This is a genomic window from Halarchaeum sp. CBA1220, from assembly GCF_003721175.2.
GTDB classification, from domain to species: Archaea; Halobacteriota; Halobacteria; order Halobacteriales; family Halobacteriaceae; genus Halarchaeum; species Halarchaeum grantii.
This window is the reverse complement of sequence record NZ_CP054709.1, coordinates 380,409-395,781: the sequence shown is the minus strand read 5'-3', so window position 1 is coordinate 395,781 and position 15,373 is coordinate 380,409. Positions and strand designations below refer to the sequence as shown.

8 protein-coding genes are annotated in these 15,373 nt (G+C 65.2%); 1 reads left to right on the top strand and 7 read right to left on the bottom strand.

Going from position 1 to position 15,373, the window contains the following annotated elements; all coding sequences use genetic code 11:
- Positions 1-89: 89 nt before the first annotated feature.
- The 5 genes from EFA46_RS15185 to EFA46_RS15165 all read right to left on the bottom strand — a co-directional run bounded on the left by EFA46_RS15185 (position 90) and on the right by EFA46_RS15165 (position 8,149).
- Positions 90-3,293 carry a sister chromatid cohesion protein PDS5 gene (locus EFA46_RS15185; protein WP_123079082.1) on the bottom strand — a complete coding sequence of 1,068 codons (3,204 nt, stop codon included), beginning with the start codon at positions 3,291-3,293 and terminating at the stop codon, positions 90-92.
- Positions 3,294-3,692: 399 nt separating this feature from the next.
- A complete protein-coding gene (locus tag EFA46_RS15180; protein WP_123079080.1) occupies positions 3,693-4,868 on the bottom strand; it encodes a hypothetical protein in 1,176 nt (391 codons plus the stop codon).
- A gap of 402 nt (positions 4,869-5,270) precedes the next feature.
- Complete coding sequence (locus tag EFA46_RS15175; protein WP_123079078.1) at positions 5,271-6,524, bottom strand: AAA family ATPase; 1,254 nt, start codon at positions 6,522-6,524, stop codon at positions 5,271-5,273.
- Between the two features lie 282 nt (positions 6,525-6,806).
- Entirely contained in the window at positions 6,807-7,436 is a 630-nt protein-coding gene (locus tag EFA46_RS15170; protein ID WP_148040734.1) for a hypothetical protein, read from the bottom strand.
- Positions 7,437-7,504: 68 nt separating this feature from the next.
- A complete protein-coding gene (locus EFA46_RS15165) occupies positions 7,505-8,149 on the bottom strand; it encodes a hypothetical protein (RefSeq protein WP_123079074.1) in 645 nt (214 codons plus the stop codon).
- Positions 8,150-8,273: 124 nt separating this feature from the next.
- Here EFA46_RS15165 and EFA46_RS15160 point away from each other — a divergent pair, with 124 nt between their 5' ends.
- The gene (locus EFA46_RS15160; RefSeq protein ID WP_123079307.1) at positions 8,274-8,993 is read left to right on the top strand and encodes a PP2C family serine/threonine-protein phosphatase; all 720 of its coding nucleotides are present in this window, start codon (positions 8,274-8,276) and stop codon (positions 8,991-8,993) included.
- Here EFA46_RS15160 and EFA46_RS15155 read toward each other — a convergent pair.
- Together EFA46_RS15155 and EFA46_RS15150 are read right to left on the bottom strand one after the other, a co-directional pair.
- The gene (locus tag EFA46_RS15155) at positions 8,981-11,518 is read right to left on the bottom strand and encodes a protein kinase (protein WP_123079072.1); all 2,538 of its coding nucleotides are present in this window, start codon (positions 11,516-11,518) and stop codon (positions 8,981-8,983) included. The two genes, EFA46_RS15160 and EFA46_RS15155, sit on opposite strands and share 13 nt — an antisense overlap.
- A gap of 93 nt (positions 11,519-11,611) precedes the next feature.
- The gene (locus tag EFA46_RS15150; RefSeq protein WP_123079070.1) at positions 11,612-15,223 is read right to left on the bottom strand and encodes a protein kinase; all 3,612 of its coding nucleotides are present in this window, start codon (positions 15,221-15,223) and stop codon (positions 11,612-11,614) included.
- Positions 15,224-15,373 lie beyond the last annotated feature (150 nt).

Genomic DNA, 15,373 nt, shown 5'->3' with positions numbered 1-15,373 from the left:
GGCCGAAGCCGGGTCCGCGACCGTCCACGCCCGTCCTGCGAACGGCTCCCCGCTCGGACTCCGCCTCCTGTCGCGTCTCGCCCCGAGCCCTAGAGGTCGCGGAGCGCGTCGCGGAGGTAGATGATGGACTCGTAGCGTTCGTCACGATCCGTCGCGAGCGCGCCCTGCACGACGTTGTCGAGCTCCTCGTGGAGTCCGTCGCGAAGGCCGGTGTCGGCCGTGAGAGAGGGTGTTTGGCTCACGTCCAGCCCGGTGTCCGCGGACGGCTGGCGGCCGGTCAGGAGGTAGTAGAGGAGGGCACCGACCTGATAGACGTCCGTCCGATTGTCTAGGGGAGCGCTCGCATCCGGGTCGATTTGCTCGGGGGCGGCGACGAGCGGCGTGAAGCCGGGAGCTCTCTCCGACGCGTCGATCAGCGTCCGGGACTCCCCCCAGTCGGATATCTTCGGGACGTCCCATCCATCGGAGCGCGCCTCGAAGAGGACGTTCTGTGGCTTCAGGTCGAGGTGGACGACGCCGTGGCGGTGTGCGTGATACACCGCGTCCGCGACGGACGCCGCGACGAACACCGCTTCGGGGACGTCGAGTGGGATGTCACGGTCAGCGAGCGACCCGCCGTCCATGTACTCCATCGAGATCCACGGATGCGGCGTCCGCCCCCAGTCGACGAGCGAGACGATGTGGTCGTGGTCGTCGAGTTCGCTGAGCGTGCTCGCCTCGTTCTCGAAGCGCTCGATGACGCGGCCCGTAACCGTCTTCGTTAGCGGCGGATGTTTCAGGACGACGTCTTCGTCGACGTCCGGGGTGCTCGCCCGGAAGACGACCGCCTGTCCGCCCTCGCCGAGTTTCTCCCGCTTGGACAGGGTGTCGAAGGCGAGCGATTCGCACTCGACGCCGACGACGTCGTCGGGTGCCGTGGCCGCGATAACGTCCCAGACCGCGTCTGGTCCGGCGGCCGCATCGACGATTCGGCGTGCGCGCTCGGCGCAGGGGTTGCGGTCGGCGGAGTCGAGGGCGCGACGCACCTCGTCCCCGTGCGTCTCCGCGAGTCGCTCAAGGAGCGCGCGCACGGCCGACTCGGGGATGCCGTCGTACTCGAGACACGCGGCGAGTGCACCGGCGTGGGGGACGAGGGCGTCTCGGTTATCGTCTGCGAGGGCGGCGAGCGCGTCGAAGGCGTTCGAGCGGACGGACGGGCCATCGGTGGCGAGCCGTTCGGCGAGTGCACGCCGATGCGGGAGGACCGCACGCGGGCGCGCCTTGGCGACCTCGCGAAGTGCGGCGACAACGGCCTCGCGTGTATCGTCGTCGGGGCCGTCGAGACACGCTGCGAGTGCGTCAGTATGTTCCGCGACCGCGGCGGGACGCGTCTCTGCGAGCGTCGCGAACGCGCTCGCCGCCCGGCGGCGAGTCGGTGTCGCCGAGTCGTGCAGTCGCTCGACGAGCGCGTTGAGGTGCCAGCAGACTGCGTCCGGGTGGCTCCGTGCGAGCGTTTCGAACGTCGCCGTCGCCTTGTTCCGGGTGTACTCGTTCGAGTCGGACAGCCGCTGCGCAAGCGCGTCCAGGTGTTCGACGACCGCGTCCGGGTGATGGATCGCGACGTTCTGAAGAGCGTCGACGACGAACTGGCGCGTGTTCTCGCTCTCGTCGTTGAGGCAGTCGGCGAGCCGGTCGGCGTACGGTGCGACGTCCTCAGCGAACCCCTTCGCGACGTACATGGTGACGTACGCGGCGTAGTTCCGCATATGTCGACTCGGCTCGCCGAGCCGGGCGGTGATCGGGTCGAGGTGCGCGACGAGCGCCTGCGGGGTTTCCTCCGCGACGTCGACGAGCACGCCGGTCGCGGACCGTCGAACATCCACGGCGTCGTGTTCCAAGCAGCCGACGATCGCTTCGATGTGCGGACGGAGGGTGACGTCGTCGCTCTCGGCCAGTCGGTCGAGTATTCGGAGCGTCGCTTCGCGGGTCTCCGCTTGACCGTCGGTGAGGTGCGCGGCGAGCTCATCGAGATGTGGCTCGAGTGCCTCCCCGTGGGTCGCCGCGACGGCGTTCAGCGCGTCGGCGACGGCCTCGCGGACGTCCGCGTCGTCGTCGAGGCGGCGACTGAGGAGGTCAGTATAGGGGGCGACGGCGTCGGGTCGGTGTGCGGCGATCGCCCGAACGCCGTCCGCGGACGCGCACCGTACCGCGTCGTTCTCCTCGTGAAGTCGCTCAGCGAGCCGGTCCAAATGCGCGACGACCGCATCGGGTCGCTCGTTCGCGACTCCCCGGAGGGTGTTCGTCGCTGCGCTCCGCGTTTCTGTCTCCGAGTCGTGCAGGCGCGCTGCGAGAGCGTCGACGTGCGGCGCGACGGCGCTCACGTCGCACTCGGACGCCCGCTCGAAGATCGTAACGGCGGCGTTTCGGGTCTCCTCGTGGCTATCGTCGAGGACAAGCGCAACGGTGTCGAGGTGTGGAACGACCTGGTCACCGTAGTCCTTGGCGACCCGCCGGATCGCGTGCACCGCGAAATTCCGGGTGGTCGACTCGCTCTCGTGGAGTCGTTCGACGACCCGGTCGAGATGTTCGACGACTGCCTCCGGACGCTCCGTGGCGACCGCGGCGAACACATACGTCGCGAGGGTCCGAGTGCTGTCGTTCGAATCGTGGAGTCTCTCCGCAATCGCGTCGAGATAGGGCGCAACGTCCGCCGGTGCGTCCTTGGAGACCGTCCGGAACGTGGCAGTCGCGAAGTTCCGCGTGTTCGCACTCGAGTCGTCGAGAACGGTGGCGAGGTCGTCGAGGACAGGCGTCGTCCGCTCGGGGCGTTCCTCCGCGAGCTCACTGAGCGCGTAGGCCGCGAAGTTGCGCGTGCTCTCGTTCCGGTCGGCAAGTCGAGCGGCAAGAGACTCGATATAGGGGGCAATTTCGACCGCATGCTCCTTCGAGACTTCCTTGAAGGCGTACGCCGCGAGGTTTCGAGTCGACGCGGACTCATCGTCGAGCCGCCGTTCGAGCGACGCCACGTACGGGACGACGGCGCTCCGGTCGCGCTCGGCGACGTGGGCGAACGCACTCATCGCGCGGTTCCGAATCGGGTCGTCGTCGTCGAGTCGAGTGCACAACGCGTCGAGGTACGGAACGACCGCACTCGGGTCGGCTTTAGCGACCTCGGCGAACGTGACAGCTGCGGGAGCGCGAACGTCCCGGTCGTCCGCCCGCAACCCGGCCGCCGCCTGCTCCAACTGATCAACCGCAAGCGACGGGTCGTCCCGGGCCTGCGCCGCCATCGCCTCTGCGGTCGAGCGATCCATCTACTCACAGTTCCGTCTGCTATCGTGAAAAACCTATCATCGGCCGTGCGTGCTCGGCATGGCTCGGCATCGACAGACGCTTGATATCGATGCCGCGGGATCTGAGAGACGTTGACTCGATTCCGGCGGTTGGTCGGGCCTGGCCACAGCTTTAGCCGTCCCCAGACCGCTTCGTGTTCTAGTGAGCCGCACAAGAGTTCTGCTCTCGTGGATGTGGAATGAAGGCGCTGGCCACACGGAAGGATAACCACCATCAGGGCCTCCTCCCGTTGCGAAAGGGGATAGACCGGCTGCTCGAGGAAGTCGCGACTGAACACGAGTGAGCTCCCTGCGCGAAGACGCCCGCGATAGTCGCCCGCTAGCCGCAGTAGCGCCCTATCGCGTCTCACCCGCTCGGCGTCACTCTCCGATCCGTTCGGTGATCACCGCTTCGGCTCGGAGGAGGTCAGCGGGTTCTCTCTCCACGAGGAGGGCGAGGCGTGTGGCCGCGATACCGTCGTAGAGCGACCTAGTATACGATTGCGCCGATTTGTCGTCGGTCGGCTGTCCGTCGACGACCCCCTCGGCGGTGATCTGTGCCGTGAGTGGGTCCTCGTCCGATTGACGGCTCCGGAGTTCATTGAGCGCTTCGAGTGGGTCACGGCCAACGTCGCGTGCTCGAGTGACGACGAGGTTCGTAACGGTCTCAGCCAGCGCATCGACCATCAGTCTCGACTCCGCACCGGACAGCGGTGATTGACGTTCCGTGAGTCGGTGTGCGACCTCTACCGCAGTAGCACCATCGGTGGGAACACGGTCGTCTTCGCCCGGCGTTTCTTCGGCGATTTCCTCAATCATCTCGATAAGCGGATCGAGGATGTCCTGTAAGTCGCTCTCGATCACCTGCGTGGATACGCCACCGGCACGGTAGGTGATTAGCTCGTGCAGGAGTGCGCGGGAAATCACGCGCGATTCACGCGTTACGAGCGTGGCCTCAATGGCATCCGGATAGAGATCCCTGGCCCTCGACGGAGACATGGCCGCTACTTGGAGGAGACACTCTATCGCCAGCGTACGTGTCTCCCAGGTGCCGCCGATGGCTCGTCGGAGAGTAGTCATCTCTCGGTCTGTCGGGGTGTGTCCCGATTCGACTCGTGAATGGATCTCTTCGATACTCCGGGGGTGGATGTCATCCTCGTCGGACGCACCCGATACGCCGTCGCTGCCCTCTCCGGTGGACGGACGGGCAGCGGTTTCGTCGGCGTCGGCCCCGTCCCCTTCGTCCCCAATCGGCTGGCCGTCGATAGCGAGGACCGTACACTGCAAGGAGTCGAATCGGTCTTCGTCTACTGCATCGATGATCTCGTCGGGGAGGTGTCCCAGCACCGCGTACGACGGATTAATCGTCGTACACTCTACGACTACCTGCTGGCCAATCCGCTCCGTCTCGTCACCGTAGCGAGCAGCATCAACGGTGAGCCTGACCTCATCGCCAACCGAGAGTGCCTCAACGAGCTCTTTGTTGTTCGTCGACTCATCAATCTCGAACCACGGATTAGTGTAGTATTTTGATTGGACCGGAAGTCCCCGAGACATCAGGATCGTCTTTCTGTCTAGTGTTCAGGTGCATAACTGTGTCCCCGCCGGCTCCATGGTATCACACGCCGTTCGCGACACTATTTGTAGATAAGGCAATGTAGGTGGGTGGGACAGATACCACAGAAAGCCACTCACAGGCAGATTTGGCGGGGATGAGACATCGTTCACCAGAAACTATTTCGAATAATCATATTTGAACGTTACTGCGAGATAATATTTACAAATATATCTGTGTCATTACGGCCGGTCGTGTTAGCGTGTGATATAACCATGTTCCGATTTTCGTAACACAAGGGATCACGCGACTGCACATCGATCAGCGAACCACATCTAAGCCCCTCCAGGAGCGGATAGTGGCAGAAAATAGCGGCGCGTGTCAGCGCAGCGTTCCAGTCGCGTTCAGTGCCCCGAACCGAACTCGCGATCCCATTCGTCGAACCGGCGAACGTCACTCTCGGAGAGCGACGCGGACGTCCGCTCGAATGCGGTCCGGACGTCCGCCGGGCGGATCGCATCGACGGCGAGTTCGTACTCTTGAATCGCGTCGAACCCACGGTCCGCGATCGACTCGAGGTCGGAGTTCGTCCGCGACACCATCGAGTTGACAGCGGCCCGGCAGACCGCCTCAACGTCGCTGCCCGTGTATCCACGCTCGACGCACTCTTGGGCGATCGCCTCGACCGGCCCCTCGAACGAACCCTGGGAGTCCGAGAACCGGAACTCTTCCGGGCTTCCTTCGAAGGTGACGCCGCCGTCGACCGTGTGGATGGCCACAATCTCCTTCGCCGCCTCGACGTCCGGGAGAGGAATAAGGACGCGTCGGGGGAAGCGACGCCGAATCGCCTGATCGAGGTCCCACGGAGTGTTCGTCGAGCCGAGCACCATCACGAAGTCGTCGCCGCTCTTGTCGATGCCGTCGAGCTCCGAGAGGAGGGTGTTGAGCACCCGTCGCGACGTCTCGTCAAGGTCCGAGTCTCGAGACTGCGTGAGCGCGTCGATTTCGTCGAGGAAGACGATGCTTGGGCTCATCTCCTCGGCGAGGTCGAACAGCGCGGTGATCTGCTTGCTCGTCTCGCCGAAGTATTTCGAGAGCAACCCGCCAAGCTTCACGTCGAAGAACGTCGCGTCGAGCGACCCCGCAACCGCGGACGCCAAGAGGGTCTTTCCCGTGCCAGGCGGCCCGAAGAGGAGGACGCGGTCGGTCGCCGCGACGGCGTCCGGTTTGTCCGTCACGCCGCCGAGCGCGATCGTCCGCTTCAGCTCGGACTTGACGTCATCCAAACCGCCGATGTCGTCCCACGTGACGTCCGTCTGGGAGATGAACGACTCCACCTGCGCCTGATAGTCCGTGTCGTCCTCTTCACGTCCACCAGCTCGACCGGCATCGCCCGTCGATTCGGAGTTCTCGTCGGATACCGACGTCGAGAGTGATTCGCCGTCATCGAGTTTCTTTGCCGCCCGCTCCAACTTCTCGATCTCCTCCTCGTAATCGACGCCCCGGAGGTCGGCGAGTTTCTTCCGCCGGTCCGCCGCCTCCCGGAACGCCTTCGCCGCCTTCGCTCTGTCACCGTTCTTACGCGCCTCGTCGCCCTGTTGGAGGAGTTCGGAGTACTGCTTCTGCAGGATCTCCTCCTTGTAGTTGTTCAGGTCCACTCGTGATCCTCGTTCGGTGTTTGTCTCTGTGGTCGTCGTTCAGTGCGAGTCGACTGTCGCCACAATCGGCAGTTCGCGTTGCGTTTAGCCGCATCCATCGTCGACGCCGAGTTCTACGAAACCGCAGAGGCACCTCGACGGCGGGCGGTCGACCCGATCGTCTTTCGCACGGCCCAGTCTCGCGGTCGCCAACAGAGTCGCGGTACATCGAGCAGTCTGAGTCGACGGGGGCCGATACTGGTACGCGAGCGGGCACCCTCGTTCGAGGGCTTGTTGCGGGCGCTAGAGGTCTTCGAGAATCCCGTCCTCAACGTCTGACTCCTCCTCGGTCAGCGATGAGTCTGCGAGCGAGATGTCGTCGAGGGACTGGTCGTCCTGTTTGGCCATATCGATGAGCGCATCGAGTTCCTCGTCCTCCTCGGTCCCGCCGAAGTCGTCGCGGACGGCGGTGAGTACGTTGTCGATGGTCTCGCTCATCGACTGGATGTGCTCCCTCTCCTGGTTCTCCGCGAGGGTCTGTGACTTGATTTCCTGACTGAACTCCTGGAACTCCTGTTGGGTCATATCGCGCAGCGATGACTTGTTCTGGTTGTTGAGGCGTTCTTTGGCGTTCTTGACCGTCATCAAGGCCATGTACTCCTGCAGCGTCGACTGGTAGGCCGCCTCCTGCTGCTGGTAGTTCTTCTTGACCTGCTTGGCCTCCATCTTCTTGCGCTCCTGTTGGGTTCCGGGCGCTTCGGCGGCCTCCTTGATTTTCTTCCGGAATTTCGAGTCGAGTTTCTGTAGTTCCTTCTCGGTGACGTTCAGGTCCGCCTGCATCTCGCGGGCTTCGAGATCGAGGTCTTGGACGCTCATGGCTTCGAGGCCGCTCGGGGAGCTGACGTACGGCACCCAGTCTCGCAGTCGTACCATACCGGAAAATAGTATATCACCAGACAATAAATGTTAGCATATGTGTAGTATATAATATTTCTCGGCAGTCAGGTCATCTCGAGATCGTCACCCGATCGCTCGTCCGACGTCTCCTCGATGTCCTCGAAGATCGCGTCCGGGTCCCTCGAAACCGACGGCTCCGTCGACTCCTGGCGCCACTTCTCCTCGAGGTCGGACGCCCGATGCATGTCCTGCGTCTTCTCCCGGTACGAACCGACCGTCTGATCGCTCAGGTCGCCGCCACGCTCGAGCATCCCGACCATCTCGTCGACCTCCATCTCCTGCTTGCTGAACATCCGCGTGAGCTCGCGCTCGTCCATCTCCTTGAGACGCCGCCAGTACTCGTCGTCGTGACTGGCGCGCATCTCGTGGATGTTGACCATGTTCGCGGCGAAGTTGCGCTGCTGGGCGACTTCGTCGATGCGACCCCGCTTCGTCTCCAGCCGGTTCTTGACCGCCTCGGCGTCGCGCAAGTAGTCGTCCGCCTCCTCGTCGTTCCCCGCGTCCTTCGCCTGCTCGTACTGCTCGCGCTTCGCCTCGAGTTCCTCCCGCAGTTCGTCGCGCTCCGAGCGGAGGGCCTCGAGGTCCTGCTCGGCTTCCCGCCGCTTCACCTGGTGGTCCTCCTTCGGGCGGTCGAGCGGATGGTCGCCGCCGTCGTCGCTCGAGAGCCACGACTTGATCGAGTCGAACATATCCGTTATCAGACTACACGAATTCATAAAGGTATGCGCTCGGTTGGATGCCGTCCCCCACCGTTATACGCGAGCGGGCAGACTACCCGCGTGTACGGTGGCGACGCCCACCGCATCCGGGTCCATGAGCACGTATTGCGACACCGCTGTCGGGCACAGGAAGGACCGAAACGAGGACTGCGTCCGCTATACACCCCTTCCGAACGCGCCGCACGACCTCGTTGCCGTCGCGGACGGAATGGGTGGACCGCCGGACGGCGATGTCGCCAGCGAGGTCGCGATCGCGACGCTCGTCGGGTCCCTCGCGTCGAGCGACGTCGTGCAGACCGCGCCGGGCGACGCCCTCGAGACCGCGTATCGGCGTGCGAATCGCGCCGTCGCCGAACGCACTGCGGACGCCGGTTCCGCCCCTCCCGGGACGACGCTCGTCGCCGCACTCGTCGATGGGGAGGACGCCGTCGTCGCGAACGTCGGGGACAGCCGAGCCTACCGCGTCAACGACGCGCTCGAGCGCGTCACAGTCGATCACTCGTACGTCCAGCGGCTCGTCGAGAGCGGCGAGCTCGAGCCCGAGGAGGCTGACGACCACCCCATGTCGCACGTCCTCGACCAGGCACTTGGGACGAGTGACGGCGTCGACGTCGACGTCTTCCACACGTCGCTCACGGACGCGCGCCTCCTGCTGTGCTCTGACGGCCTCACGGACCCGGTCTCGGAGGAAACGATTCAGCGCGTCTGTCTCGAGAGCGAGACGCTCGCCGACGCGGGCGGGACGCTGATAGAGCGCGCGCTCGACGCAGGGGCGCCCGATAACGTCAGCGTCGCTCTCTATCAGCCCGACTGAGTCTCCTCGACGTCGAGGACCGCGCCGACGCCGACCGTCTCTCCGGCGTCTCGCAGCACCACGCTCCCGAGTTCGGGCGTCGTCGTGAACGGCTCGACACTCAGCGGCTTCATCGGGTCGAGAGTGACGACGGCGACATCACCGGCGTCTATGAAGTCCGGGTTCTCCTCGACGACGTCGCCGCTCTCGGGATCGAGTTGCTCGTGGATCGACTCGATCGTGCAGGCGACCTGTGCGGTGTGGGCGTGAACGACCGGCGTGTATCCCGCGGTGATCACGCTGGGGTGGTCTGGGACGTACAACTGGATGCGAAAGGTCGCAGCGACCTGCGGCGGTCGATCCACCGTCCCACAGACGTCACCGCGCCGGACATCGTTCTTCTGGACGCCGTCGATCTGGAAGCTGATCGTCTCACTAGCCTCGGCGCGGTCGCGGGCTTCGTGCTCCCGCTCTATCCGCGTCACCTCGCCACTGACGTTCGACGGCTGAACGGCAACCTCCTCACCGCTCTCGACGACACCACTCTCGATCCGTCCGGTGAGTACGGTTCCGACGTCCGAGAGCGAATGGACGTCTTCGATCGGGAGACGGAGTGGGGCGTCTACCGGGGAGAAGACGTCGGCGTTGGCCGCGACGCGTTCAAAGAGCGCTCGGACGCTCTCGTCTTCGACAGAGACTCCCTGGAGGTCGGGGAGGCGCGACAGCGGATCGACCGTCTCCTCGTTGCCCGTGGACTCCTCGTCGCTTGCCTCCGGCCCGCCGGTCGCTTCGACGTCGGTCACGACGCCGACAGCGACCGTCTCACCGGCGTCGCGAACGCCGAAAACGCCGAGTTCCGGAACGTCGACCACCGAGTCGAGCACGAGTGGTTGCTGTGCCTCGAGGACGACGTCCGCGGCCTGCCCGGGTTCGACGAAGTCAGGGTTCTCCTCGACGATCTCGCCGGACGACGGGTCGAACACGCGCCCGAGTTCCTCGACCGTACAGGCGGCCTGTGTCAGGTGCGCGTGGACGACCGGCGTGTATCCGGGCGTCACCACGCTCGCGTCGTCGAGAACCGCAATCCGTGCGTGAATTGTTCCCGCGACTGTCGGCGGGTTACCGTGTATCGTACAGATCTCACCGGCTGCGAGAGTCTCGCGGTCGACCGAACCGGTGTCGCTCTCGACGGCGAACTCGACGACGTCTCCCGGAGTCGCGGTGATTCCGTCGTCGCGGACGAGTCCCGAATCGGCGTCGTCGCCCTGTCGCTCGATCCCAACCACCGTCGCACTGACGTTCGACGGACGGAACCAGACCCCCATGTCGTTGTGGAGTTCGCCCGCGACGACCGTGCCGCGACAGATCGTGTCCTCGTTGTGCGTGTAGACGAGGTGAATCGGGACGCGGAGCGGCATGACGTCGTCCCGGGGAACCGGAACGTTTCCAGCGAGGTCACGAACGTGCTCTCCGTACGGAACCGTCCCGTCGTCCTGCGAACCGATCGTCTCGGGCACGCGACTGAGGAGTGTGTCCGCCGTCTCGTCGTTCGAGACGTACGCCGAGTGTGAGAGGGGCGGCATGGACGGCCCAGCTTCTCGTCTGTCAGCCGTTTCGCCCGACTCAGACTCTCCGTTAGCGGATTTGGCCTCTACTGCGTCCGGTGCCACGTGCTCTTCGAGCACACCCTCCAAGTCCCGTCGGAAGTTGACGACGGTCTCGTACCGCTCCTCCTTCTGGGTCGCGAGTGCCTTCTCGAAGATCGGATCGAGTGCCGCGGGGAGCGACGAGTCGACCTCGCTCGGTGCCGTCACCGATCCGTCGAGGACCTGCCGGAGGACGGCGGCGCCCGTTCCGGGAGCGACTTGCTCGCCCGTGAGCGCCTCGTAGCAGAGCGCGGCGAGCTGATAGCGATCCGTGAAGTCGTCGGGTGGCCCGTATTCGTCGGCGTCGAACTGCTCCGGGGCGGCGTAGTTCGGCGAGAGCCCCTCGACGGTTCCGGAGTGCTCGAGGAGATAGGACGATAACCCCCAGTCGCCGATCTTCGGAGCGTCCCACACGCCGTCCGACGTCGCCCGAAAGAGGACGTTCGCGGGCTTCAAATCGAGGTGGACGACGCCGTGGCGATGGGCGTGTTGGACGGCGCGCGAGAGACGGACACCGATCCAGAGCGCCTCCATCGTCGACAATGATTCGGCGTCGATTCGTTCTCGGAGGCTCCCACCGTCCATGTACTCCATCGCGATCCACGGCAACTGGTCGGCGCCCCAGTCAACGACGCCGACCACGTTCGCGTGATCGTCGAGTCTCGCCCAGGTCTCCGCCTCGTCGAGGAACGCCTCGTAGGTCTCCTGGGAGACCGTCCCCTGCAGTCGCGGCTCTTTGAGCACGAGTCGCGTCCCGTCCGCAGTCGCGACTGACACGTCCGCGTGTCCCCCAGTCCCGATTCGTTCGTCCACGTCGATGTCGGCGTAGTTCACGTTACGACGCTCGGGGCTCGAAATCGACTCTGGGTCGGGTATCCGCTCCCACTCACCGTAGTCCATACCCGCGTTTACAGAGACACCGTGTTAAGTGTAGTCCGGCAGACGTACGTGGAGGACCGCCACTGGGTCTACGGATGCGGAGAGTGCGTTCGGTCAACGGTTCTCGGAGACATACTCTCGGACGAAGGAGAGGTGTTTCCGTTCGAGTTCGATCTTCCTGCGGAGCCGCGAGAACCGCCCGTCGCTCTCGCGTCTGCTCTCCGTCTCGGCGAGCGTCTCGAGGTCCGCGAGGTCCTGGTCGAGGTCCGTGACGTACCGGTCGAGGTCGTCCAGTGACTCGATCTCGTCGTCGGACTGAAAGAGGTCGCTCCATCGGCGAGATGAAAAATCGGCAGTGTCAACCCACGAATGCCACGTCTCCATATCGATCCCACGGAGCACTCGCGGGCCGTACCGTGTCGTCACGTCGTCGTTCGCGATTGTCACGTCAATGATGACCGCTCGCTCCCACGGCTCCAGTACGGCGAGTCTACGTATCAGCTGCCAGCCGGTTCGGAGAAGCTCCGATCTGGAGACCGTCGCCGGTTCGACGTCCTCGTTTTGCTCGATCGTGGCGAGGGCGCTCGCGAATAGGTTGATCTCACGATCCGACTCCCGAGAATATCGCTGAACGTCGCCCGTCGTGTAGCCGTCGATCGCATCGGATGAACCGTCGGTCGTACCATCGGTTGTGCCGTTCGCGTCTCTCTCCGCGACGCTCGCGCGGACGGTTTCGTACACGTCTTCGAGATCGCGGGCGAGGTCGAGCGCGGTCTCGTAGCGGTCCGACGGGTTGGTCGCGAGCGCGCGGCGGAGGACATCGTCGAGTTCGGCGGGGAGCGTCTCGCGAACCTCGCTCGCCGGTTCCGGTTCCCCGGAGATGATGGCCATCATCACGGCGGCGGGCGGGCCGTCCGCGTTGAACGGATGCTCGCCGGTGCAGAGTTCGTAGCAGACGACGCCGAGTTGGAAGACGTCCGTCCGTTCGTCGAGCGCGTCGTACTCGCTGGGCTGGATCTGCTCGGGCGCGGCGTACTCGGGTGTGTAGCCGGCGCTCGGGCTCGTCCGGTCGGCGTGGCGTCGTGCGGATCCCCAATCGGCGACCTTCGGGACGTCCCACACGTCCTCCGGTGTCTCGCGGAAGAGGACGTTCTGGGGCTTCAAGTCGCGGTGGTGTGTCCCGTGGCGGTGGCCGTGCCAGACGGCGCGAGCGATCGCGACCGCGGTCCAGAGAGCTTGCGCGACGTCGAACGTCTCGAGGCGTGCAGCGAGCGTCCCGCCGTCCATGTACTCGAGGACGAGCCACGGCACCGGCTCGGTCCCCCAGTCGTGGAGGCCGACGACGTGTGGGTGCTCGGCGAGTTCCTCCCAGTTGCGCGCCTCCTGTACGAAGCGCTCCAAGAGGTCGTCCGTCACAGAGCCGGCCGTTCGCGGTAGCTTCGCGGCAACACGGTCGACATCGCGCTCACCATCGAGATCCACGATCCGAACGTCGGCCGCCGCTCCGCCGTGCGTTTCGACCGGTTCGAGTGTGAGGAGATCGCGCTGTGCATCGAGGTCGAGGTTGGGAACCGTCGCGTCGGCGTCGACGTCCGGGATCGGTGAATCGGCGTCGCTCGGGGTGTCTCGGTCGGCGCTCGAAGATGTCCGGCTCTCGCTCGCGGCAGTGTCGCCGTCGGCAACCGGTGCATCCGGCACTTCGGCCGAGTCTGCACGGTTCGGTTTCAGCTCGTCACTGAGCGCGGCCATAGCGTCTTCGGCCGTGGTTCGCACGGACTCCGCGTCGTCGTCGGTCAGCGCCTGGACGTCCTCGATCGTGTGGGTCGCGTCGAGGGCGACGAGGGTCTCACACGCCGCTTCACGCACCTCCGCGAACTCGCTGTCGAGGGCGGCGACGACGTCGTCAGTGAGGGGAGCGACACGCTCGGGATGCGTCTCGGCGACTTCCGCGACGTCGCCGAGCGCGATCACACGCATCCAGCGCCGCCCGCTTCGGAGGGCCGCCTGCAGGGCGTCGAGAGCTGCGGAGGCGGGCACCGTCTCAGCCTCCAGCCGGAGGAGTTCGGCGGCCGCGACGGCGGCGACATCCGTATCGTGATCGAGGAGGGGGTCGAGAGCGTCGACGACCTCGTCCACCCGATCTCGTCGTCCAACACCGAGGTTGCCGAGCGTTCGAACCGCTCCCAGTGGTGGATCCGTCTCTCGTAGTGAGTTCCTGATCGCGTCGGTCACGCCCGCGCGAACGACGCGGTTCGGATGGTCTTGAGCGACCGTGGCGAGCGCGCGAGCGGCCGGGTTGCGGACGTTCGCCTCTTCGGCGTCGAGGGATGCGGCGAGCCGTTCGACGTAGCCGGCGTCAGCGAGGAGGCGGGGGCTCCCGTCCGCTATCCATTTGACCGCCGACAGCCGAGAGCTGGCGTCAGCCCCCTCGGCGTCGAGCAGCGCATCGATATGGCGGTCTTCGACGTCCGACGGCCGTTCCCGTCCGAGAGTACCGACGGTGGTGTAGGCCTGTGCGCGCGCACTCAGTCCACTCAGTCCGGCCGGTCGCTCGCTCTCGACCGCGAGGAGCGCGTCAAGTAGCGACGTGTCGATGTAGTCGGGATACGCGCCACCGACGGTTCCGAGCGCCGCGGCCGCCGCCTTCTGTACTTTCGGAGAAGAATCGTGGAGTAGCGTCCGGAGCTCCCCCACGAGCGCTTCGATACCGTGAACGGCCGCCACGCGCTCGGGGTCGGCCTCGATCGCCCGCTCGACGGCGGAGATCGCCCATTCGCGGCACGACGCCTCGTCGTCGGCGAACAGGTCGACGAGCGGATCGAGCAGGTCGCTCTCGATCGAATCCGGGGCTGCACGCGCGAACTGGCCCAGCACTCTCGCCGCTTTCCACCGCACGAGCGACTCCTCGTCATTCGTCGCCCTCGCCACCGCCTCGACGACCGCGTCCGACAACAGAGTGGGGGCTTCTTCGACGACGTTACCGAGAGAATCGACGGCGTCGACGCGGCGACGATACGTGTCCGCGTCTGCCTGTTCGACGAGTCGCTCCACGACGTCGTGTTGCGCGAGGCGGTCCGGGTCTGCGCTACCGATCCATCCGAGCGGGGACGCGGTGTCGACGCTCGTCGTGTCGTGGTTCTCCAGAAGTCGCGCGACGGCCTCCGTCCCCTCGAGTCGCGCCGGTGCCGTCTCGCCGATGCGTCCGAGAGCGGGCGCGGCCGAGTCCTCCACTTGCCACTCGCCGTCGTCGAGCGCGTAGACGAGCGACTGCACCGTCCCCTCCGGAAGGCGATTCGGATCCGCCGCCCCGATGGAACCGAGGGCCGCCGCGGCCGTGCTCCGCGCACTCGTCTCGTCGTCCCGCTTGAGGATGTTCAACAGCGTCGCGGGAGCGCTCGGGGGGATGTAGTCGGCGTCACAGCGGGCGACGAAGTCGAGTGCGATTGCGGCCCCGGCGCGCACGTCCGCCTCGTCGTCGTTGAGACAGCGAGCGACTGTCGGATAGAGCGATTCGAGCCTGTTGGGGATGGGCTCATAGTCAATTCCGTAGACGCAACTCTTGATGGCGTCAAGCGCGTCGACGCGAGCGTGGGGGTTCTCGTGTTCGAGGAGCCCCTGCAGTATCGCGACGTCGTCGTCACTGAGTTCAGTCGGGTCGCCGTCGGCCCGCTCCAACGCCGCGCGCTCGGCGTCCGTGTAGGACGGACTCGCGTCTTGCTCGCCCATTTACTGAATGCACAGTCACGAGCTATTTGTACTTTTGGCGGAGTGAACGCGAAATCATAGGGCCGTGGTGCAGCGGTCGTATTCGGAGAGTAAGCGCCACTGTCGGCGGACCTTTTTTGCTCTTTCACGCTGTGGTCGTTACACACCACT